This is a genomic window from Virgibacillus profundi (assembly GCF_002287375.1).
Taxonomy (GTDB): domain Bacteria; phylum Bacillota; class Bacilli; order Bacillales; family Amphibacillaceae; genus Virgibacillus_K; species Virgibacillus_K profundi.
On sequence record NZ_NPOA01000002.1, the window covers coordinates 279,125 to 303,426 of the forward strand.

General features: G+C 37.4%; 20 protein-coding genes. 17 read left to right on the forward strand and 3 right to left on the reverse strand.

Annotated features, from left to right (window positions below; genetic code table 11):
• Positions 1-13: 13 nt before the first annotated feature.
• Positions 14-2,068 carry a thioredoxin domain-containing protein gene (locus CIL05_RS04405; protein WP_095654291.1) on the reverse strand — a complete coding sequence of 685 codons (2,055 nt, stop codon included), beginning with the start codon at positions 2,066-2,068 and terminating at the stop codon, positions 14-16.
• 390 nt (positions 2,069-2,458) lie between these two features.
• Here CIL05_RS04405 and CIL05_RS04410 point away from each other — a divergent pair, with 390 nt between their 5' ends.
• Positions 2,459-2,869: a nuclear transport factor 2 family protein gene (locus CIL05_RS04410; RefSeq protein ID WP_095654292.1), complete on the forward strand. Its 411-nt coding sequence runs from the start codon at positions 2,459-2,461 to the stop codon at positions 2,867-2,869.
• A 30-nt stretch (positions 2,870-2,899) separates the two neighbouring features.
• Here CIL05_RS04410 and CIL05_RS04415 read toward each other — a convergent pair whose 3' ends face one another.
• Both CIL05_RS04415 and CIL05_RS04420 read right to left on the reverse strand, forming a co-directional pair.
• Positions 2,900-3,481: a Uma2 family endonuclease gene (locus CIL05_RS04415; RefSeq protein WP_095654293.1), complete on the reverse strand. Its 582-nt coding sequence runs from the start codon at positions 3,479-3,481 to the stop codon at positions 2,900-2,902.
• Between the two features lie 147 nt (positions 3,482-3,628).
• The gene (locus CIL05_RS04420) at positions 3,629-4,057 is read right to left on the reverse strand and encodes a YmaF family protein (RefSeq protein ID WP_095654294.1); all 429 of its coding nucleotides are present in this window, start codon (positions 4,055-4,057) and stop codon (positions 3,629-3,631) included.
• A gap of 597 nt (positions 4,058-4,654) precedes the next feature.
• Between CIL05_RS04420 and CIL05_RS04425 the strand changes: the two genes are divergently transcribed.
• The 16 genes from CIL05_RS04425 (at position 4,655) to CIL05_RS04500 (ending at position 24,297) form a co-directional block, all read left to right on the forward strand.
• The gene (locus tag CIL05_RS04425; RefSeq protein WP_095654295.1) at positions 4,655-5,932 is read left to right on the forward strand and encodes an extracellular solute-binding protein; all 1,278 of its coding nucleotides are present in this window, start codon (positions 4,655-4,657) and stop codon (positions 5,930-5,932) included.
• Positions 5,933-6,000: 68 nt separating this feature from the next.
• The gene (locus tag CIL05_RS04430) at positions 6,001-7,281 is read left to right on the forward strand and encodes an ABC transporter permease subunit (RefSeq protein WP_095654399.1); all 1,281 of its coding nucleotides are present in this window, start codon (positions 6,001-6,003) and stop codon (positions 7,279-7,281) included.
• Between the two features lies 1 nt (position 7,282).
• Positions 7,283-8,125, forward strand: coding sequence for a sugar ABC transporter permease (locus CIL05_RS04435; protein ID WP_095654296.1), 843 nt, complete (start codon positions 7,283-7,285; stop codon positions 8,123-8,125).
• Between the two features lie 46 nt (positions 8,126-8,171).
• Entirely contained in the window at positions 8,172-10,523 is a 2,352-nt protein-coding gene (locus CIL05_RS04440; protein ID WP_095654297.1) for a glycoside hydrolase family 31 protein, read from the forward strand.
• Between the two features lie 12 nt (positions 10,524-10,535).
• Positions 10,536-11,564 carry a LacI family DNA-binding transcriptional regulator gene (locus tag CIL05_RS04445; RefSeq protein WP_276245329.1) on the forward strand — a complete coding sequence of 343 codons (1,029 nt, stop codon included), beginning with the start codon at positions 10,536-10,538 and terminating at the stop codon, positions 11,562-11,564.
• 416 nt (positions 11,565-11,980) lie between these two features.
• Positions 11,981-12,454: a flavodoxin gene (locus CIL05_RS04450; protein ID WP_095654299.1), complete on the forward strand. Its 474-nt coding sequence runs from the start codon at positions 11,981-11,983 to the stop codon at positions 12,452-12,454.
• Positions 12,455-13,100: 646 nt separating this feature from the next.
• On the forward strand, positions 13,101-14,714 hold the full coding sequence (locus CIL05_RS04455; protein ID WP_095654300.1) for an extracellular solute-binding protein: 1,614 nt from the start codon (positions 13,101-13,103) through the stop codon (positions 14,712-14,714).
• Positions 14,715-14,793: 79 nt separating this feature from the next.
• Positions 14,794-15,501, forward strand: coding sequence for a PIG-L deacetylase family protein (locus tag CIL05_RS04460; protein ID WP_095654301.1), 708 nt, complete (start codon positions 14,794-14,796; stop codon positions 15,499-15,501).
• A gap of 11 nt (positions 15,502-15,512) precedes the next feature.
• Positions 15,513-17,138: an extracellular solute-binding protein gene (locus CIL05_RS04465; RefSeq protein WP_095654302.1), complete on the forward strand. Its 1,626-nt coding sequence runs from the start codon at positions 15,513-15,515 to the stop codon at positions 17,136-17,138.
• A 166-nt stretch (positions 17,139-17,304) separates the two neighbouring features.
• A complete protein-coding gene (locus CIL05_RS04470) occupies positions 17,305-18,453 on the forward strand; it encodes an exo-beta-N-acetylmuramidase NamZ family protein (protein ID WP_095654303.1) in 1,149 nt (382 codons plus the stop codon).
• A 12-nt stretch (positions 18,454-18,465) separates the two neighbouring features.
• The gene (gene murQ / locus CIL05_RS04475; RefSeq protein ID WP_095654304.1) at positions 18,466-19,383 is read left to right on the forward strand and encodes an N-acetylmuramic acid 6-phosphate etherase; all 918 of its coding nucleotides are present in this window, start codon (positions 18,466-18,468) and stop codon (positions 19,381-19,383) included.
• Complete coding sequence (locus CIL05_RS04480) at positions 19,380-20,327, forward strand: GNAT family N-acetyltransferase (protein WP_095654305.1); 948 nt, start codon at positions 19,380-19,382, stop codon at positions 20,325-20,327. The genes murQ and CIL05_RS04480 overlap by 4 nt, the downstream gene beginning before the upstream one ends.
• A gap of 14 nt (positions 20,328-20,341) precedes the next feature.
• Positions 20,342-21,214 carry a MurR/RpiR family transcriptional regulator gene (locus tag CIL05_RS04485; RefSeq protein WP_165769037.1) on the forward strand — a complete coding sequence of 291 codons (873 nt, stop codon included), beginning with the start codon at positions 20,342-20,344 and terminating at the stop codon, positions 21,212-21,214.
• A 57-nt stretch (positions 21,215-21,271) separates the two neighbouring features.
• Positions 21,272-22,273, forward strand: coding sequence for an N-acetylglucosamine kinase (locus CIL05_RS04490; protein ID WP_095654306.1), 1,002 nt, complete (start codon positions 21,272-21,274; stop codon positions 22,271-22,273).
• Positions 22,270-23,226 carry a GNAT family N-acetyltransferase gene (locus tag CIL05_RS04495; protein WP_095654307.1) on the forward strand — a complete coding sequence of 319 codons (957 nt, stop codon included), beginning with the start codon at positions 22,270-22,272 and terminating at the stop codon, positions 23,224-23,226. The genes CIL05_RS04490 and CIL05_RS04495 overlap by 4 nt, the downstream gene beginning before the upstream one ends.
• Positions 23,227-23,247: 21 nt before the next feature.
• Positions 23,248-24,297: a serine hydrolase domain-containing protein gene (locus tag CIL05_RS04500; RefSeq protein WP_095654308.1), complete on the forward strand. Its 1,050-nt coding sequence runs from the start codon at positions 23,248-23,250 to the stop codon at positions 24,295-24,297.
• Positions 24,298-24,302: the final 5 nt, after the last annotated feature.

Genomic DNA, 24,302 nt, shown 5'->3' on the forward strand with positions numbered 1-24,302 from the left:
TAATGTTTGTATATTATTCTAAAATCATCTGCAATGCTTTATCCATATCAGTTGTTGGCTGCTGACAGGCAAAATTTTCACAAACGTAAACGGTAGCTGCATTATTGATTTGTTTATATTCAGTAGCAAATGGGGCTGCTTCTGATAATTGTTCAGGATTTTCTGTATTAATGATCGTAACATTGGGCAGGAATTTATCCTGTAATTGCTGCAATAATTTTTCCCTTTGTAGATCTTTTTCCGAACCGATAATAACAACTTCCTTTGTAGGGTTTTCCGTCAGTAGCAGGCTTTGGACAAAAAATGGACTTGCAGAAGCATACTCCCCAAGATTATCAAAAAAGCTATAATACATTTCTTCCACTTTGTCCAAATAATCTGTCTCCCCGGTTAAATAACCCAGCCTTGTTAGCATTACTGCTGCGACACTATTGCCTGAAGGGATCGCACCATCGTAAACTTCTTTATCCTTAGCAATCAAAGCTTCACTATCCTTGCCACTAAAGTAAAAGCCACCATCCCTTTCATCCCAAAACAAATCGATCATCTGGTCTGAAAGCTCCCGTGCTTTTTTCAGGTATTTTATCGAAAATGTTGCATCATATATTTCAATATATCCCCATAAAAGAAAAGCATAATCATCAATATAAGCTTTGAATTTTGTTTCCCCATCACGGTAACGAGCCATTAACCTGCCATCACTGAAAAGTTTGTCCTCAATGAAATTCATTGCTTTTTCAGCTTTTTGAACATAGTCATTCACTCGGAAAACCTTGCCAGCCTTCGTAAGTGCTGCAATCATCATACCATTCCAAGCTGTTAAAACTTTATCATCCACATGTGGATAAATTCTTTTTTCCCTAGTCTCCAGCAGTTTTACTCTTGCTTTTTCCAGTTTTTCTTGAAGTCCCTCGATTGATAGGTTATTCTCAAGTGCCGACGACTCCAGATTCGTTTTGATCAGATTTGGAATATTTTTCCCTTCAAAATTACCATTTGGCGTGATGTCATATATATCTGTGTATATTTCTCCGAGTTCTTCGCCCAAAATATCGAAAATCTCCTCATAATCCCACACATAATACTTACCCTCCACACCTTCTGAATCAGCATCGATCGCGGAATAAAAAGCACCAGCTGAACTGGTCATTTCACGCTCTATAAATGTAATGATTTGCTCACTAATCTTCTTATAAAAAGGATTTTTGGTTACTTGATAACATTCCGTGTAAGCAATCAACAAGAGTGCATTGTCATAGAGCATTTTTTCAAAATGGGGAACAAGCCATTTCTCATCAGTGGAATATCGGGAAAACCCAAATCCAATATGGTCAAAAATTCCACCTGCAGCCATTGACTGTAAGCTGCTTTCAACCATTTTAAGCGCAGCTGTTTTCCCTGTAAAATGATAGTATTTCAGCAAGTACAGTAAATTTTGTGGTGTTGGAAACTTTGGTGCAGCTCCGAATCCACCATTTGTAAAATCAAAATTATTCCCTAACTGCTGAAATGCTGTTTCAGCCGACTCTTTAGTTAGGCGATTTTTACTTTTTGCTGTCACTGTTTTTTGAAGTACATTGGTCACACTTTGCGTAACTTCCGCAATATGATTAGGATCCCGGGTGAATTTTTCATGCAGCTGAGTGAGTGCTTCCATTATTCCGGGTCTTCCGTATTTACTTTCTTTCGGAAAATAAGTGCCCGCATAAAAAGGAATCTTGTCAGGTGTCATGAAAATGGTTAAAGGCCAACCACCATGACCTGTCATCATCTGACAAACCTTCATATAAACTGAATCCACATCCGGACGCTCTTCCCGGTCGACTTTGATAGAGATGTAATTTTCGTTTAAAATTGCAGCAACTTCCCCGTCTTCAAAGGACTCATGGGCCATGACATGACACCAATGACATGTGCTATATCCAATAGAGAGGAAGATTGGTTTGTTTTCTTGTTTGGCTTTTTCGAATGCCTTCTCGCCCCAAGGAAACCAGTTCACAGGATTATGGGCGTGTTGGAGTAGGTATGGGGATTTTTCTTTGATTAAATGATTAGATTTATGAGTCATCTGACAAACCTCTTTTCATAAAAAATCTCTTTGTATTTAAGTTTCCCTAATATAATAAAAAGACACCTCATGAGTATCTCTTGTTTTAGGCCAAATCTCTATTTCAAGTTCTTCAGAAACCTCTTTATCGAGATGCCACCACCATTCATCTTGGGACCCGGTAGATTTTGTGAAATCAATAATAAAGCGGCGATGATTACAGATAATTATACTAATAATTCGAATCAAACGCTAAGGTTGATGTAGGTTACATTCGCCTATAGGCATGGCGAATGCCAATTTTTCTAATATTTAGAAATATGCCACAGGCGCAATTGGTTTCATAATGAATTTATGCTAAAGTAAATACAATACCTATCAAATATAAGCAATTGGGGGCGAGCAATAACTATGATAAATAACAAGATAAAATCCGGTGAATTAAAAGTTATTTGTACTGAAGATTGCGGAAATGCACCAAAGAAACAGCAACTTAAAGATTTCAACATAGCATTTGCTAAAAATGATCTGGAATTTTTAATGGAATATGTTACTGATGATATTATCTGGAATATTGTCGGTGAAAAGCAAATCAAAGGGAAGGAGAATTTTGAGGAAGAATTGAGGAAAATGAATACTGATATTGCTGAAGAACTTCAGATGACGAATATTATCACACACGGCAAGACGGGAGCTGTTAATGGTGTGTTAAGGTTTGATAAGAAGAAAAACTACTCTTTTTGTGATGTGTATACTTTCAGTAGTGCAGGGAAAAAAGCAAAAATTAAAGAAATAACTTCGTATGTGATTGAAGTCGTTTAACGGCAGAAAAACTATCTTAATCCTGAAAAATCATTTTATTTTTAAACCATCCTTCACAATAAAAGCAATACATGGAATATGTTTAGAAGCAACTACATCATCAACTTCAAATACATTGACTAATTCATAGGGCTGTCCATCTGCTGCGAGCACATATTGTTCAATAACCTGATTTTTATGGTCGACAATCCAATATTCCGGAACACCAAAAGAAGCATAGCTATCCTTTTTCATGATTCGATCCCGTTTTGCACTGTTTGGGGAGAGTATTTCAATCACTAAATCCGGGGGCCCAACCACAGCATGCTCATCAATTATGTGCTCACGACTGCGGTGAATCATAAGTATATCAGGCTGTCTTGTTTCATTATCAGATAGGATGACATCAATAGGTGCATGCATAATAATATAGTCATTATCACACGAATCGGTTAAAGTCTGTACTAAACGATGACTAACACGCTGATGGGTAGTTGTGGGAGAAGGCTTTAAATCAAGTTGGCCGTTAATTATTTCGTATTGATTCCCGTCCATCGGTAATTTATAGTAATCGTCTACAGTCCACCCGGTTTCTTTGATCAAAGGCTTTTTATCAGTTTTCTTTTGGTACATAAGAATCAGCTCCTTTTCTAAGCTTATTATCTCATTATTTGAAAAAAAACTCCAGATAAATCAAATGTTCAAATGTAACAAAATAAACACCAATTCTTCATATAGAAGAACTGGCGCTTGGGATGCTTTTATTTATACCTCTAACAATCAACTCTTCGAAGCGGCGGTAAACCCTTTAATTACATGTGTATGGCCATCACTCTCTGTTGTTTTAATTTCAGCATAATGTGTGTGATACCCGTTTGGCAAAGGAATCGCCGGGCTGGTATTTGCTTCATAATGGTGGATATGTTCATCATCAAATGTCGTATTTCCATAGATTTTATGGATATGTCCTTCGCTTGACTCAATTGGTGGGCCTGTGACTCCCGGATGCAGATGGGTATGTCCGTCATTACAGGTTGTTGCACCATAATGGGCATGTGTGTGACCACCGCTTTCTGCTGGGTTTGTGTGCTGCCTCTCATTCATGCTGTACATTTTTCCGTCCGGATGATTCAAATTATGTGGGTGTTGCATTCTGTTTTGCATTTGCGAGTAAGAAGCATAAGAAATTGGTATCATACCATAATACATCGTGGTTTCCTCCTGAATTATTTTTTACATCAATAGTATGATATGCATGATGGGCTTGTGGGGTAACAGTAAAAATAACTATATATCTACCTAGATAATCATGTATTCAAGTAGTACCAGACTTTATATGTTTCCATCAGACATTGATTATCTTTTCAATCATGAGGATCGCCAAATAGAAGGATAACAGCGGTGACCATATCATCCTTTTTGTTTGTAAAACATGTAGTGTTACATTTTAATACGCATAAACAAAATTATTCTTTGGTCGGTGATAGAAAGATTATTTTAATATCATGTATTCCACCTTTGGACAAACGTTTGCGCAAAATAATAATTGAAATGTGATATAACAAAGTTGTGATCTCAAACTAGGGTCACTTTTTATGCTGTTATTATAGCCGTTATTATAAAAACTGTAAGCGTTAACCTTATTATAATACTAAGGATTATAAAAATTAATAGAATGAGAGTTTTAAGCTTGTTTTTTTAAAATATCGATGTATAATAAAAGTACAATGTATGTGCAAACGATTTCATGAACTGGCTTAAAACAGACATTGTTAATTCTTACAAAACATAGGGGAGGTTAATTGAATGAGAAAGTCGTTAATTTATATTTTTGCAATGTTACTTATCGTCGGAATACTTGCAGCATGTGGTCCGGATGATGCTGAACCAGCAGATGAAGGTGCAAGTGAGGGAGATAGTACGGAAAGTACAGAAAGTGAAAAGCCTGAGAAGTTAATTGTTTGGGAAGATCAGGATAAAGGAGCCGCATTGGAAGATGCTGCAGTAAAGTTTGAAGAAGAGTATGGGATAGAAATTGAATATGTGGAATATAACATTACGGAAATACAAGAAAATTTAGCATTAGATGGTAACACTGATAATGCTCCAGATGTGGTTACCATGTCTCATGATGGCGTTGGTCCATCAGTAGTTAAAGGGTATATTTCACCAATCGAAGTTAGTGAGGACATTTTAAGTCAGTTCACAGACTCTTCTGTCGAGTCACTAAAATATGAGGGTGAGTTGTATGGATTACCGAAAGCAACTGAAACGACAGTTTTCATTTACAATAAAGACCTTCTACCAGAAGTTCCGGAAACAATGGAAGAAGTATATACATTATCTCAAGAAGCTACATCAGGAGATGATTTCGGATTTTTAGCAATATGGGATGATTTCTATCATAGTCATGGTATTTTTGAAGGATTTGGGGCCTATGTCTTTGGTGACGACGTAACAGATATTGGTTTAAATAATGAACAAGCAGTAGAAGCATTAGAATATATTAATACATGGTATGAAGAAGGCTTATTCCCTAGGGGAATTATAGGCGAAAATTCAAATGATCAAATGAATGCTCTATTTAAAGAAGGAAAAGCATTTGCTGTTCAAAATGGACCATGGGCATTCAAGGATTACCGTGATTCAGGAATTAATATAGGAATTGCTCCAATGCCAACTTTACCAAATGGAGAAGAAGTAGGAACATATATGGGAGTTAAAGGTTGGTTTGTCACAAACTTTACTGAAAATAAGGAATGGGCACAGAAATTTACAGAGTTTATAACAAATGAAGAAAATGCAAAAATACGTTATGACCTAACTGGCGAAATCCCACCATTAATATCATTAATTGAGGATGATGAGTGGGTTAGTGAAAATGAAGGTGCCGCAGCCGTAATGGCACAATCTCAAAACGCAATCGCAATGCCATCCGTTCCAGAAATGGCTGAAATATGGGATCCAATTGCAGCAGCAGTTCAAACAGTTGCTACTGATAAAGCGGAACCGAAAGAAGCATTAGAGCAAGCTGTTGAATTAATTTCTCAAAATATTGAAATGAATCATGGTGGCGCAAACTAATAGTGATTGCAGGCGGTATTTTCTTCGATGAAATACTGCCTGTGTTTTTAAGAAAGGAGTCTCTTTCTGTGGATAATATATATAAATCAAACCACCGAAAAATTGCAACATGGCTTTCAATTATTCCAGGGATTGGACAATTTTATAATCGGCAAATTCTTAAGGGAACTTTATTTTTAATCCTAGGTGTATCATTTTTAATTTCGTTTTGGGATTTTATCGATCTTGGTATATGGGGAATTATTACACTTGGTGAACAATTACCTAGAGATAATTCAATATTTCTAATGGTATATGGAATAATTTCGATTTTTTTACTTGTACTGGCTGCTATTTTTATGGTCATCAACTTGCGTGATGCATATAAAAATGGACAAAGAAGAGATATGGGACAACAACTTAATTCTGTACGCAGTCAATATCGTAATTTGATAGACAATGGATTCCCGTATTTAATGTTGACTCCTGGATTTTTCCTTTTGTTATTTGTTGTTATTTTACCAATTATCTTTGTGCTGTTGTTAGCATTTACGAATTATGATTTATATCATACATGGCCTGCACAATTATCAGATTGGGTGGGATTGCAAAATTTCACTAATCTATTTACATTAGAAGTTTGGCGTGAAACCTTTATTAGTGTTTTTGCCTGGACTATCATTTGGACGTTTGGTGCAACAACTTTACAAGTTGCACTTGGAATATTCCTAGCAATTTTAGTAAACCAGAAAGACTTGAAAGGAAAAGCGATTATACGTACTGTTCTTATACTTCCCTGGGCGGTTCCGGCATTTGTGTCCATCCTCATTTTTTCCGGAATGTTTAACGAATCATTTGGGGCAATAAATACAGTTATTATGAATGCATTGGGTATTGATTCAATCCCTTGGATGACTGAAGTATTGTGGACTAGAATAGCATTGATTGTAATTCAAACCTGGTTAGGATTTCCATTTATTTTTGTTATGGTTACAGGTGTATTACAGGCAATACCGAATGAATTATATGAAGCAGCCACAGTTGATGGAGCAAGTGTCCTCCAAAAGTTCAGTAATATTACTTTTCCGCTAGTAATGTTTTCGGTAGCACCAATATTAATTACTCAATATACATTTAATTTCAATAATTTTAATGTAATTTACCTATTTAACAGTGGTGGACCTGCCGTTCCTGGTCAAAATGCGGGAGGAACGGATATTTTAATTTCGTGGATCTATAATTTGACTATGTCTACTCAGCAATATGGCATGGCTGCTGCAATTACAATGGTGATGTCTGTAGTAGTTATTGCTGTTGCAATTTGGCAATTCAGAAGAACAAAATCATTCCAGGAAGAGGATATGATGTGATATGAATACAAAAATTACAAAAGTTCTTAGGCTGACAGTAAGCTATTTAATTATAGCTATCATGGCGGTAATAATAATTTATCCACTTGTATGGGTGTTCGGAGCTTCTTTAACACCCGGGACAAGTTTATCGAACTTCAGTATTATTCCAAAAAACCCAACATGGGAACATTATAAAGAATTATTTAATCCAGATGAGAGTCTTTATTTAACGTGGTATTGGAATACGTTAAAAGTAACGGTAATTACGATGATTGCTTCTGTATTTACGATAAGTTTAATGGCGTTTGCATTTTCCCGATATCGATTTGTCGGTAGAAAAAATGGTTTAATGACTTTTTTAATTTTGCAAATGATTCCGAATTTCGCAGCTCTAATTGCTATATTTGTTTTAGCAAATGTGACTGGATTAATTAATACACACTTAGGTTTAATTCTTTTGTATATGGGTGGTGCTATTCCTATGAATACATGGTTATTGAAAGGATATTTAGACACCATCCCGAAGGAATTAGATGAAAGTGCCCGTATGGATGGAGCGGGACATTTCCGAATTTATTGGCAAATTATTATGCCATTAGCTAAACCGATGTTAGCTGTTGTTGCAATCTTTTCATTTATAACTCCATTCACAGATTTTATTTTAGCAAAGGTACTACTGAGACAACCAGAGCAATATACACTTGCTGTTGGGCTATATGAGCTGGTATCACGTCAATATGGCAGTGAATTTACGTTGTTTGCTGCAGGTAGTATTTTGATTGCTGTACCAATATCTATATTGTTTTTGTCATTACAAAAATATTTCGTATCTGGCCTAACAGCAGGTGGAATAAAGGGATAATGAAAAAATATTAACTAATTACTTCATCGATGAAGGAGAGAAAAAAATGCTTGGAGATACTAGTTTTGCAATTCACCCAGGAAAAGAAAAACAATCGGCTGCGGTTGTATATAGAGATATCGGAAATATAATAAGTAATAAAAAAACGGATGATACCTACTTGTTTGTGTGTGTGAATGGAAGTGTAGCTGTGCAGTTTTATTCGGATTCAATTGTACGGATAACCATGAATCAGAAGGGTGATCCGAAAATAGATCAATCCCAAACAGTTATGAAAAAACCAGATAACGTAGCTATTACGGAGGACTTTTCAAAAGATATTTATACGTTAAAAACAAGCAAGATCAAACTTGTAATATATAAAGCCCCCTTCCGCTTAATTGTAAAAGATGAGAATGGACAGATTATAGTTTCTGAAAGCGATCGTGGCATGGCTTTCAGGGAAAATGGAGAAGTGACAGTATTCAAGAAAATGCATGAAAATGATCATTTCTATGGTTTTGGTGAAAAATCAGGTTTTCTTGATAAGCGTGGTGAAAAATATGAAATGTGGAATACAGATGTGTATGCACCACATAATCCGGAAACAGACCCGCTTTATGAGTCTATTCCATATTTTATGACATTACGCGCGGGCAAAGCACATGGGGTATTTTTTGATAACACATTCCGCACCGTTTTTGATATGAAATCTGAATCTGATTATTATTCTTTTTCTGCTGAGGGTGGTCAGATGGATTATTATGTGATGGCCGGGCCTGAGCCGAAAGACGTTTTGGAACAGTACACACATCTGACAGGGAGAATGCCGATCCCGCCAAAGTGGGCATTAGGTTATCATCAATCCCGCTACAGCTATGAAACAGAGGCTGAAGTTCGTGAACTAGCGAAAATTTTTGTGGAACGTGATATTCCAGTTGATGTGATTCATTTGGATATTCATTATATGAATGGTTATCGAGTGTTTACATTTGATAAGGAACGTTTTCCAAATCCGAAAAAACTAATAGCTGATTTGAAAGAAATGGGCATTCGCATCGTTCCAATCGTTGATCCAGGTGTAAAAAAAGATTCTGAATACACGATTTACCAGGAAGGTGTGAATCAGGATCAATTCTGTAAGTATATTGAAGGTGAAACCTACTTTGGTGAAGTTTGGCCTGGGATTAGTGCTTTCCCTGATTTTACGGATGAAAAGGTTCGTAAATGGTGGGGTGAAAAACATGCATTTTACACAGATATGGGAATCGAAGGTATTTGGAATGATATGAATGAGCCTGCTGTTTTTAATGAATCAAAGACGATGGATGTCTCTGTAATGCATCGAAATGATGGGAATCCCACTACACATCGGGAGCTTCATAATGTATATGGATATTTAATGGGACAGGCAACGTATGAAGGAATGAAGGAGCAGCTTCAGGGCAAGCGTCCATTTTTACTTACCCGTGCAGGCTATGCCGGTGTGCAGCGGTATGCATCTGTCTGGACAGGAGACAATCGCAGCTTCTGGGAGCATTTGCAAATGTCCCTGCCAATGGTGATGAATCTTGGACTGTCAGGTGTACCTTTTACCGGACCGGATGTTGGTGGTTTTGCACATGATACAAATGCGGAATTACTAACGCGTTGGATGCAGGTTGGAGCATTCACACCATATTTCCGAAACCATTCAGCTCTGGATACGGTAAATCAGGAGCCATGGCAATTTGGTGAAAAATATGAAGCTATTATGAAAAAATATATTCAAATGCGGTATGAATGGATGCCACAGCTCTATTCCTTATTCTACCAAGCGAGTATTTCAGGACTTCCTGTAATGCGGCCATTATTGATGGAGTTTCCGGAAGATGAGAAAACCTACAACCTGAATGATCAGTTTATGATCGGTGATAATGTGGTGGTGGCACCAATCCTTGCCCCAGCAATTACAGACCGTGCAGTTTACCTGCCGAAGGGTGAGTGGGTGGAATTTTCTACAGGTGAAGTGTACGATGGAGAAAAAACACACTTAATCCATGCAGAGCTTGAGGATATGCCTATTTTCGTAAAAAAAGGGACTACAGTCATGCAAGGTGAATGGATTTCCAATAAGGATAAAGTTGCCAAAAACATACAAATGAATATTTATGCAGGGGATTCCGGGGAAACCTACCGATTCACGTATTATGATGATGACGGGGAAACATTTGATTATGAAAATGACAGCTACATGGAATTAGATATTGAAGTTGTCTCAAAAACGGATGCGATTGAGTTGAAGGTACTGAATCAGAAAGGTAATTTCAGCCCGACATATAAAGAAATAGATGTGAATGTAATTGGTCTGAAAAAGACACAAAAAGTAATAATAGACGGTAAAATTAGCCGTGAGAATAATTATAAAATAAGTATTTAAGAAAACAAGAGGGTGAGTAGAATGGTGACAATTAAAGATGTAGCAAAAGCAACAGGTGTATCACCCTCTACTGTATCCAGAGTGATAGCGGATAACCCGAGGATCAGTCCAGACACCAAGAAGAAAGTCAGAAAAGCAATGAAGGACTTAGGGTATCATACAAACATAAGCGCACGAAATCTTGTAGTTAAATCAACGAAAGCGATTGGTGTCATCATGCCATCATCTGCAGACAAAGCATTACAGAATCCTTTCTTTCCGGAAATTTTACGTGGAATTGGTTCAGTGACACACCGGATGAAATATTCAGTAACACTTTCCAGTGGACAAACCGAAGAGGAAATTTATGAGGAAGTGCAGCGCATGGTATTTGGCAGCTATGTTGATGGCGTGATTTTACTTTACTCGCGGTTGAATGACCGTGTAACCAACTTTTTAATTGAAAGGGGATTTCCATTTGTCATCGTTGGAAAGCCATATGAAAATGTGAATGGAATTACACATGTTGATAATGATAACTTCACAGCAGGCAAAGAAATAACAGAACATCTAATCGACCAGGGCCATGAAAAAATAGCTTTTATTGGAGGTTCTAAAGATTTATTTGTAACAATAGACCGTGAAGCAGGCTATGAAGCAGCATTGCAGGAAGCTGGCCATGAGGTTTCTGACAGCTACAAGATCCACACCGAATTTTTAAAATCCGGTGGAAGGGAAGCAGTGGAAAACCTGATGTCACTAAAAACACCTCCGACCGGCATTGTTGTCAGTGATGATTTAATGAGTGTCGGTGTACTTAGCATGCTTGAAGAATCTGGTGTGAAAGTACCGCGTGATGTTTCCCTTGTCAGCTTCAACAATGTATATCTTTCTGAAATCATTCTTCCTGCATTGACGACTGTTGATATCCAAATACATGAGCTTGGTGCACAATCAGCCAAAGCTTTAATTGAGAAAACAGTGAATAAAACAGAACCTGTGAAACGGATTAGTATCCCGTACGAAATTGTTTATCGGGATTCGGTGAGCAGGCTACCATGATATATTAAAAACCGTCACGTGAGGGCGGTTTTCTAGTTAGGAATACTGCGAAGTGAACTTTTAATAATGTTTCATAGCAGACGAAGGGATACCTGGAAAAATGATGGATGAACAAACTGCCACAATTCTGGTACCACTCATTAAGAGATAAATATAAATATACAAAAGAAAAACTATTTCTCTATTGCACCCATGGTTATTGAAGAATTGCGTAATAATATTCCATGATTTTGTCAAAAGCTGAATCATATTGATTTGGCTTTTTTATATTAATTCACAAAAATGTAAAGCCATTTTAAACCGCCACAACTTAGACAAATATAAAACGGTAAATAGGTGCAATTAATTGAAATCGATTCTCATTATCAATTATAATAAACGTAGGAATGGATCGCTTTCATGTGGAGGAATTAGAAATGAATAAAATTCTAATGCTTTATGCGAGCACTACCGGAAATACTGAATTAATGGCTGAAGCAATGGTTGCATACCTTGAAGATAAAAATTATGAAGTGGTTACAAAAACATTCGACTTCGATCCGATTGATGTCGGGGAGCTTTTGGACTATGACGCTATATTGGTCGGAACACATACATGGGATGATGGCGACCTCCCGTATGAAGTGGAGGATTTTTATGAAGAATTGGAAGATGTAGATATAACCGGGAAATTATTCGGTGTGTTTGGATCCTGTGATTCTTTTTATGATACGTACGGAGGGGCAGTTGATTTAGTGGGAGACCGACTGAAAAATCTAGGTGCTGTATTGGTGCCGGAAAGATTAAAGGTTGATTTGGATCCGGATGCTGAGGACATTGTGCGATGTGAGGCGTTTGTAAATACGCTTTGTAAAATGCTAACAGAACCTGGGGTCCGCTCACGGATCTAAAATTATTTTTATTCCTATCACTAATTTTTTACTTAAAGACCAATCTCAAGGGCTTGGTCTTTTTACTGTTTTAAAAGTAAACAAAATTATCCCCATCAACTGCTAGTACATATCCGATTCGTTCATTTAACAATCAGTGGGAAAGAAAAACCCCCACTGATTGAAGATTCACCTTCTATGGAACCTTTTAAATCCCCGATAAGACGAGAACAAATTTTCATAAGAATTAAATCACTTCAATAAAATTTTAGTACATTATTATTTTAAAAAACTGATTTTATATTTCGAAGTTGAATATTCTATGTTATAGTAAAAGTATCATGAAGGAAACATAATGCACTCATTAATTTTTGAATACTCCTAATATTACATAATGCTTTTAATGACATCAATTGACAACGCTGTCATTGGGGGGGTTCTTTTATCCTCCGTGAACTTTCAGTAAGACCCCACTTCAGGATTACAAGGGAATCTATGAAAGATAAGTGGGGGATAAAGAAAACACCATTGAATGAAGTTTCACTTTATGAAATCTGCTCTGCTGGAGGGAGAAAGAATTCTATAAATGCGTACGGCTTGCAATGGAGATAATGACGCAAGTGAACGTAGGAGATTACCGTCTGAAAATTATTAGGGGGGTTATTTTTTGAAAATTAAAAAGTGGATTCTTTTATTATTCACTGTGGTACTTTTTTTGTTGCTTTTTGCAGCTTGCAGTGAGGATGTCACTGAAAATGATAGCAAAGAAAATTTGGATAATATTACTGATGAAGGAATGCCGATTGTCGAGGAACCAATTACCCTGGAAATGTTCGCAACACAGCAAAGAATTCCAGCGGATTGGAACGATTTTTATATTTGGAATGAATATGAAGAAATGACAAATATAAACGTTGAATGGGAGCAGGCACCGGGGGAAGCAGTGGAAGAAAAGAGGAATCTTGCACTGGCAAGCGGGGATTTGCCTGATGCTTTCTATATTTCTTCAATTCCCACAGTCGATATATTCAAATATGGCAAGCAGGGAACTTTCATAAAACTTAATGATTTGATTGAAGAGCATGCACCAAATCTCACAAAGTTAATGGAGGAGAACCCTGAAATACGAAAAGGTATGACCTTTCCTGGCGGGAATATCTACTCCCTTCCATCAATCGTATCGCCGGAGTATTTATCCTTTCGGGTTAGCAGCAGACCCTATGTGAATCAAGAATGGCTTGACACCTTGGGAATGGAAATGCCTGAGACAACAGAGGAATTTTATCAATATCTTAAAGCTGTTAAGGAGAAGGATCCCAATGGAAATGGGAAAGCAGATGAGATTCCATATGGGGGAACAGGGATGGGCGATCTTATCGGCTGGCTTAAAGGCTCATTTGGCATAGGCAATAAAGGTGTGCGAAATGCAAATATTGACTTGAATACCGAGGAAGATAACGTCCGCTTTTTTCCGATTACAGATGGATATAAAGAGATGCTGGAGTATGTAAATAAACTCTATAGCGAAAAACTGATTGAACAAAATATTTTTACCATTGAATGGAATCAATATCTCGCAAATGCTTCAGAAGGTGTTTATGGCAGTACGGTATTTTATGATCCTGTAGAACTTTTTGGTGAAGAGGCTGGAAAGGAATTTAATAGCGGCCATGCTTTGGAGGGACCAAATGGGGACAAAGCATTTATTAAAGTTGCTCCTACAGTTGCAAGCATCAGCAATTTCGCAATTACAAATGAAAATGAAAATCCGGCAGCCACAGTCAGATGGCTGGACTATTTTTATAGTGAAGAAGGCACCAGATTCTTTTATATGGGTGTCGAGGGGGAAACTTATGAAAAAACCTCTGACGGGAAATTTGAATATGTTGATAAGATTAAAAATAGTCCGGATGGTTTAACAATGGAACAGGAAGCAGCAAAATATTTTGCTTGGATTGGTGGATTTGTTGGGATTGTTGACGCGAAATATTATAAGGGGTCGGAAAGTACCCCGTCTTCCATTGAGGCTGCAGAGAAATTGGAACCTTATATACCTGAGGAACTGTGGGCTGGATTTACGTATACGGAAGAGGAAAATAAGACATTATCCGCTTTGGGATCAGATATTGATAAATACGTACAGGAAATGCAGGATAAATTTATTACTGGTGAAGTTGCATTTTCCGAATGGGATAATTATGTCGAAACAATAAAGGATATGGGACTGGATGAATATATGGAAATTCAACAGGCGGCCTATGTGAGATATAAAGAATACTAAAATGATATTTTCTAAAGAAAAGTTCTGTGTGGGCGGATGTTTTATCCTGCCCACACTTCAATAAAAGGAGGCAATAAAAGTGAATTTAGTATTATTAGGTGCACACTGCGGAGATGTAGAGCTCCAGGCTGGCGCTATCGCACATAAGTATGCGAAGGCCGGTCATGAGGTTACATTTGTCCATCTAACAGCCGGTGAAAAAGGGAATCCGCCTGGTATATCTGTAGAGGATTATCGCTTGCAAAAAATAAGGGAGTCGGAAAAAGCAGCAGAAGTTTTAGGTGTAAAGACTATCACGCTGGAGTATAAGGATGCAGAGTTAACTTTTAACGATGAAATAATCACACGTGTCGCTACATTAATGCGGAAATTGAAACCAAATGTTGTCATTACACACTGGGAAAACAGCATTCATCCCGATCACGCTCTTTGCCCGAGAATTGTCCAGGCTGCCCAATTAAAGGCTGGACTTCCGGGATTTGATTTAGATGGTTTGCCGGCACATTATTATGGATTCTATCATAGTGAAAATTGGGAGGACATGGAAAAATATGATCCAGATATATTCATAGATGTAACGGATGAATTTGATACATATCTAGAAGCTTTATCTCAATATTGGTTTGTGATGAATTCAAGTTCTTTCCGCTACTATGATTATTACAAAGCACTTGGAACTGTCAGAGGATGTGTTAATCGTACAAAGTATGCACAGACCCTGAAGTTTCCAACAGGTTCAAATGTGAAGAAAGGTGGAAATATCCCAGCATACGAACTGTCAACTTAGGAGGGTTTTTATTGAAAATAAATAAGTTGTTATTATTCATGCTTGCATCAGTTCTTTTGATTCTTGCGGCATGCAGTGATGAAGAAGCAGATTCAGAAGATGGCAAGTCAAATGAAGAGGCACTTGAAAATCTTAACGATTCCGGTATGCCTATTGTGGAAGAACCAATAACATTAAAATTATTTGCGGGAAAGTCTGCACAGAATACAAATTCAGATTGGAATGATATTTTGATTTGGAATGAGTATGAAGAAATGACCAATATAAATCTGGAGTTTGAACAGATACAATCTGATTCCTTAGAAGAAAAGCGAAATCTTGCATTAGCCAGCGGGGATTTACCCGATGTTTTCTATTTAGCTCAACTAACAAACTTGGACTTATATAAATATGGTCAACAAGGCACTTTTATTGAACTGAATGATTTAATTGATAAATACGCTCCAAATTTGAAAAAACTGATGGAAGAAAATCCGGAAATTAGAAAGGCTATTACTTTTCCAGATGGAAACATATACTCACTTCCATCAATTGTATCACCGGATTTCTTATCTGTCCGTCTGAGCAGCAGGCCATGGTTTAATGAGGAATGGCTTGATGCTTTGGGAATGGATATGCCTGAGACAACAGATGAATTTTATGAATATCTGAAAGCTGTTAAAGAGGAAGATCCAAATGGAAACGGAAAAGCTGATGAAATTCCATATGGCGGAACTAGTATTGGTGAATTGATTGGTTGGCTCGAAGGCTCATTTGGAATAGCAAATAGAGGTGTAAGAAATGGGAATATCGACATGGATCCAGAAAGTGACAAAGTAAGGTTTTACGCAACTACAGATGAATATAAGGAAATGCTTGAATTTGTGCACAAATTATATAATGAAAAGCTGATCGAGCAAAATATCTTCTCCATTGAATGGGGGCAATATTTGGCTAATGCTTCACAAGGGGTATACGCCAGTACGATGTTTTACGATCCAGTAGAGCTTTTTGGTGAAGAAGTAGGCAGTGCATATGAAAGTGGTTTAGCACTTAAAGGGCCTAATGGCGATCAGTCGTTTATAAAAGTAGCTCCGGCAGTCGCCAGTATGGGAAATTTTGCGATTACCTCACAAAACGAAAATCCTGCGGCCACAGTTAGGTGGATGGACTATTTCTATAGTGATGAAGGAGCTAAACTTTATTATATGGGTGTTGAAGGAGAAACCTATGGGGAGACTTCAGATGGTGATTATGAATATTTGGATAAAATCACTAACAGCTCGGAAGGATTAACATTTGAACAGGAATTATCAAAATACCTCACTTGGCTTGGTGGTATTATGGGAATTATTAAAGAAGAGTATTTTCATGGTTCAGAAAGCTCACCAGGTTCTTTAAAGGCAACGGAAAAATTAGAACCTTATGTACCTGAGGAAATATGGCCGGGGTTCACCTATACAAATGAAGAAAATAAAGTATTATCCTCAACAGGTGCCGATATTGACAAATATGTTGAAGAAATGCGGGATAAGTTTATTTCTGGTGATGCTTCCTTTTCAGAATGGGATAATTATGTAGAAACGATAGAAAACATGGGTCTTGATGAATATATGGAAATTCAACAGAAAGCTTATGAAAGGTATAAAAGTGAGTAAGTTTTTCTAGTTTTCTTCCCCTGGAAAGCCGATGCAACTATCGTTTTTTTCAGGGTTCTTTAGTAGTATCCTTCCAATTTCATTGGAAAAGTTGATTCAGTCTTGGAATAATGTTGATTGCTAAGAAGTCATTACCAAAATATAAAATTAAAGTCGGTGAGGCAAAATGAAACTTGGATTAGATATTTTTCTTGAAGAAGAGTACAAACAATTTAAAGGAAAGCGTATTGGTTTAGTTACTAATATGACAGGTGTTAATGAAAATCTAATCCCTTCAATTGATTTATTCCACGAACATTCAGGTATCCAATTAACTGCTTTATATGGTCCCGAACATGGCATTCGAGGAGACGCAAAAGAAGGAGAAAAGGTTGAATCTGTGAAGGACCCTTATACGGGGTTGCCAGTATTCAGTTTATATGGAGCAAGCAGGAAACCTACCGGAAAAATGTTGGAATCAGTTGATGTGGTAGTATTCGATCTTCAGGATATCGGGTCAAGGTATTATACCTTTATTTATACAATGGCCTATGTCATGGAAGCATGTATGGAATTTGGGAAGCATTTTGTTGTATTAGACCGGCCAAATCCAATTGGTGGTAACAAGCTGGAAGGAAATCTGGTTGAAAAGGACGTCAGATCATTTGTTGGATTGCTGCCGATTCCAAATAGGCATGGAATGACTGTAGCAGAGCTTGCATTATTATTTAAAGGTGAATTTGGTTATAATTGTGATTTAACAGTTATCTCGATGCAGGGCTGGAGCCGCGATATGTATTTTGATGAAACAGGATTGTTCTGGGTCCCGCCATCACCAAATACGACAACAATTGATATGACTACTTTATATCCGGGGACATGTCTGATTGAAGGGACGAATCTGTCTGAAGGAAGGGGCACAACAAGACCCTTTGAGCTGGTTGGCGCACCTTTCATTGATGGTCAGAAGCTTGCAAATACATTTAATATAAAAAATATACCTGGTGTACTGGCAAGGCCTACATCATTTATTCCCACATACCAAAAGCATGAGGGTGATATTTGTGGGGGGATACAATTACATGTGACAGACCGCAGTGTATTTAATTCCGTGGAGACTGGACTTTTATTAATTGAGATAATAAATGAATTGTACCCGGTTGACTTCACTTTTTTAAGCAATGAAAATGATAAGTATTTCTTTGATCTTCTTGCAGGAACAAAATATTTAAGAGATTATATTGTTAATGGTACATTAAGAAAATTCTTGATTAAAAGTCATGATCAAATAGAAAAATTTAAAAAACAAAGAGAACCATATCTTTTATACAAATAGGGTGGATGATGGATGAATAAGATTGCAGCACTAACAACAGAAATGAGAAATGAAACCTCAAAAAATATTGATAATATGGATACTTTAGATATATTAACAACAATTAACAGGGAAGATATAACCGTTGCTCAAAGTGTACAGGCAGTTATTCCTCAAATTAAAGAAACTGTCGACAAGGTGCACCAAGCCTTCAAACAAGGAGGAAGGTTATTCTACATAGGTGCTGGAACAAGTGGGCGGATTGGTGTGTTAGATGCAGTGGAATGTCCACCAACCTATAGTACCCCCCCAGACTTAGTGCAGGCAGTAATAGCTGGTGGAAACGATGCTTTTGTAAAAGCTGTAGAGGGTGCCGAAGATAATGAACAGCTAGGAGCTAACGATTTAGAGGGTAGAAATGTGACCGAGTTGGATGTAGTTGTTGGAATTGCAGCTAGCGGCAGAACACCATATGTAGTAGGTGCATTAAAATATGCTAATGAGATAGGAGCTAGTACAGTAAGTCTATCTAGCAACGAAAATGCTATCATAAGTCAACATGCAGGTATTAATATCGAGGTATTAACAGGACCTGAGGTTTTAACAGGATCTACTCGAATGAAAGCTGCAACTGCCCATAAGCTGATTTTAAATATGATTACAACTACATCGATGATAAAAGCTGGTAAAGTCTATGAAAATCTTATGGTGGACGTAAAAGCTAGCAACCATAAGCTTAAAGAAAGAGCTAAAAGCATTGTCTCTACAATTACCGAAGTTACATTCGAAAAGGCGGAAGAAGCATTAAGAATAACGAATTTCGAAGTGAAGCCTGCAATTGTGATGCTCAAAACAGGTATAGAGGTGCAACATGCAAAAAAGTATTTAAATGAAGCAAATGGACTTGTTCGAAAAGCTATTGAATTAGCAAATAAAGGAGAAATAGAATGATTTCATATAGATGCTACCAATCAGGGGACGAAAAACAAATCGTGAAATTATGGAATGAATCATTATTGAAAGATCCAATTACTTCCAAACGTTTTCGTAATTTAGTATTATTAGATCCGAATTTTGATCCTAAAGGATTGCGGTTAGCATTTGATCATGAAAATCTTGTTGGGTGTGTCTATAGTGTCAGAAGACTGCTGCCAATGTTCGGAACGGATTTAGAACCTGAAAATGGCTGGATTTCTTTCTTTTTCGTTGCAGAGAAATACCGAAAAACAGGTGTTGGAGAACAACTCATCAAGGAAGCAACTGAATTCCTTAAAGATAATGGCAGAAAATACGTTTTCTTTGCTTCCTACGCACCAAATTATATAATGCCGGGGATTGATGAAACAGCATACCCTGAGGCGCATCAATTTCTGCTGAATCAAGGATTTACGAAGCTTTATTCACCTATTGCAATGGATAGAAATCTTGTTGATTTTCAGCTGGATGAAGACATCAGGCAGCTTGTGACTCAACGTGAGAAAGAGGGCTATTCCTTCAGAAGGGCAAAGGATAAAGATCTCTATGAAGTTATCCAATTTGCCAATTTGCAATTCAATCCCGATTGGGGCAGAGCAATCCGTGAAGGAGTTCTCCAAGGCCTGCCAATGGAACGTATTCTTGTTGCAAGACATGATGAAAAAGTGGTAGGATTCTGTATTTACGGTGGATATGAAGGGGTCCCTGAAAGATTTGGACCATTTGGAGTGGCTCCAGAACAACAAGGGAAAAAGTTGGGTAAAATCCTGCTGAATGTATGTTTACAGCAAATGAAAGCAGAAGGTCTGCATGGTGCCTGGTTCCTGTGGACTGGTGAAAAGACTTCTGCTGGCTATCTTTATAAAAAAACAGGTTTTAAGATTACGCGGACATTCCATGTTATGAAAAAGGATTTATAAGAGAGAGAGCTGATATGATGTCAACAACTGGAGGACTTGTCATACTTACAGAGATGCTGCCACTGCTGCCACCATCCGAAAAAAAAATAGCTAATTATATTATTGAGCACCCACACAAAGCAATTACATTAACTGCAATGGAATTAGGCAAAAGGAGTTCAACCAGTAGTGCTGCAGTTATTAGGTTATGTAAGTCATTGAATTTAAAAGGTTTTCAGGATTTAAAATTGCGAATTGCCGGAGACCTTCAAAAAACAAATGCATCTGGATTTAGTGATATTGAACCAAATGAGCCTTTATTATCGGTCATTGAAAAAATGACCAATAATAGCATCCAAACCATTCGTGAAACTGCTGAATTATTAATCGTAGAAGAGCTGGAGAAAGCAGTGGAAGCGTTAAGACAAGCCAGAAGAATTCATTTTATAGGGATAGGAGCCTCAAGCATTATTGCGCAGGATGCACAACAGAAATTCCTCAGGATTAATAAGTCTGCATACACTTTTTCAGATATGCATATGGCTGCGACTCAGGTAGCGAATGCGTCTAAAGAGGATGTTGTAGTGGGAATATCGTTTTCCGGTGAAACGAGTGAGGTAGCTAAGGTGTTACAGCTGGCGAAGCAAAATAATGTTTGTACTATTTGCCTTACGAAATATGGAAATTCCAGTGTGAGTGCACAGGCTGATATCAAACTGTATACATCAGCAACAAAGGAGCCTACTTTCAGAAGTGCTGCGACCTCTTCGCGAATTGCACAATTACAGGTTATTGATATTCTTTTCATGTCTGTCGCATCACTGCAATACGATGAAACAGTTATGCATTTGAATGCAACACGGGATGCTGTCCATTTTTTAACTAAAAATGGACAGAAGAAGAGCTGACTCAGGATGAGTTGGCTCCTTTATGATAAAGCTACGATTTAGCAGGGGGATTCGAATATGTATGTACTGGGAATCGATGGTGGCGGAACAAAAACAAAAGGTGTAATTACAAGCATAGATGGCAAGACTGTTGCTGAAGCAACAGTTGGTGCCACTAATCCAAATAGTATCAAACAAGATGATTTGAAGAATGAATTACATAAACTTATCCATTCTTTAAAAGAACAAAGCGATAAAGAGTTCCCCAAAATAGTAAGTGTTTTCGCGGGGATGTCTGGTGTGGATCGTCTAACTGATAGAACTGAAATGGAAAAAATCATTAGAACACTGGTACCGGAGACGGTCATGGTGTCTGCAAATAATGATGCCATCATTGCATTATATTCGGGAACGCTGGGAGACCCTGGAATTGTTCAGATTGCCGGCACAGGATCCATTACGTTTGGACTAAATGAAAAAGGGGTCCTAGACCGGGTTGGCGGCTGGGGTTATTTGCTGGGAGAAAGGGGCAGTGGATATGCCCTGGGAAGCGATGGACTGCGGGCAGCTTTTTTAGCTCATGATGGGCTTAGCGAAGCAACTGCAATACATCATCTGATTCTTGAACATTTCCAGGTAAAGTCGCTACCGGGAATCCTGGATTCCATTTATCAATCTAAAAATACAAAGGAAGTCATTGCATCATTAAGCAAACTGGTGGTTAAAGCAGCTGATCATGGTGATAAGACTGCTAAAAGTATTATAAAGGAAAATGGTTTATATATTGGCAAATCTATTTCCTGTTTAATAAAAAAACTTTTTTCTGAGAAGGTAATTCAAGAACAAATACCAGTTGTCATTACGGGGGGGCTTTTCAAGAGAATTGATTTATTTGAGGAATCCATTGATAAGGTATGTCGTGAAAATAATATAGATGCTAGATTAGTAATACCAAAAATGGATCCAGTTGGGGGAGCTGCTATTGCTGCATTAAAAGAAGCAAATATAAGTGTTGATAACAATTTCCCGGATATTTTTAGTCACCACATAAATTACAATTATTTGGAGGGAAAAAAATGAAATATGTTCCATGGAAGCTGGATAGATTAGATGATTTAATAAACCTCTGGAATAAAGAATTAAGCGAAGAATTCCCGATGCGGAAGGAATTATTTGTTCAAAACAGTTTTAGGGATATCAATGTTTTTGAAGAGGGTTCACTGATTGCAGTAGATGAAGAAGATCAGGTAATTGGTTTTATTGTAGCCAAAAAGTGGAATGACGAACTTGATGTTGGCATTAGCAAAAAAACTGGTTGGATCCAAGCTTTGCTAGTTGATCATAACCACCGCCATCAGGGAATTGGCGAAAAATTACTAAATCATGCTGAGTCAAAGTTGAAAGAGAGAGGTACTAACCATATCTGGCTCGGCAGAGATACCTGGCACTATTTCCCAGGGGTGCCTGCAGAATATAAAAATACTGGAGACTGGTTTGAAAGAAGGGGCTATCAGTATAATGGAGAAGATTTTGATTTAGATCACCATTACAAAGCTTCTAATAGAATAGAATCAATTCCTGAAAAAGAAGGTGTTGAAGTATCATTACTAAAAGTAGAGGAAAAAGATCCACTTCTTTCATTCCTGCACCATTCCTTTCCTGGAAGATGGGAATATGAGGCCATTCAATACTTTCAAAAAGGCGGTACCGGCAGAGAGTTTGTTGTTCTTAAAAAGCAGGATAAAATTATCGGGTTTTGCAGGATTAATGACTCCAAATCACCAGTAATTGCCCAAAATGTAAATTGGGATCCATTATATCAAGGTGAACTAGCTGGCATTGGTCCACTAGGGATTGCTTCAAGTGAACGTAAACATGGGTATGGATTATTTATTGTAGAGGCAGCTGTAGCCTTTTTAAGGCAACGTCGAATTCACTCGATATTAATTGATTGGACTGGATTGGTGTCATTTTATAATAAGCTGGGATTTGAAGTTTGCAAAAGTTATTATTCTTATCAAAAGTATTTATAATAATGAGGACGGCGATTAGTAATGCAAGAAAAAGTGCTTCATTTTCTCCAAGAGGAAATTGAAATGAACCATATCCCGGGGGCTGTTATTAGCGCATCCTATAAAGGGGAAGTTATATTGCAAGAGGCAGTTGGAAATAGAATTGTATATCCGGCAAAATTACCTATGAAATTAAATAACGTATTCGATCTTGCTTCCTTAACAAAAGTAGTTGTTACACTTCCTGCTATACTCCAATTAATTGATAACGGAGAGATTAGGCTTGATGATCCTGTTGCTTACTTTCTTCCAGAGTTCGCTCAGAATGGGAAGGAGAACATAAGGCTCAGACATTTATTGACACATACATCAGGATTGCCATCACACAAGCAATATTACCTTGAGGATTTAACAACTGAAGAAGTCATTCAAAGAATATATTCAGAGGAGCTGTCAGCTTCAACTGGCAGTAATGTGATTTATAGTGATCTTGGTTTAATGATGCTTTATAAAGTAATAGAAATAATCACGGAAGAGAAATTTGATCATTTTGTTCATAACGAAATCTTGGCACCACTTGAGATGTTCGATACTGGATTTAATCCAACTTTTGAAAAGAATAGGTATGCAGCAACAGAGTATAGTAACAAATTAAAGGTCTATAAACAAGGAATTGTCCATGATGAAAATACTGAAACAATGGGTGGAATCAGTGGACATGCTGGTCTTTTCTCTACGATTCATGATTTACAAAACTTTACAACTATGATAGAAAATAATGGAGTTTTCAAAGGGAAAAGGATATTATCACAGGCTGTACTGGAATTATCAAGAAAAAACTACAGTCCGTTTGATAGCGAGTTTCGAGGATTAGGCTGGATTTTAAAAAGTCCTGTCTTGTCTTCCTGCGGTGATTTATTTTCAGAAGTATCTTATGGTCATACAGGATTTACAGGTACAAGTATATGGTTTGATCCTACGATTGATCTTCATGTGATTCTTTTAACCAACCGTGTGCATTTTGGGAGAGAACCACATATTTTAAGACTAAGGCCAAGATTGCATAATATGATACGAGCTTATTTTTCATAGTTTCA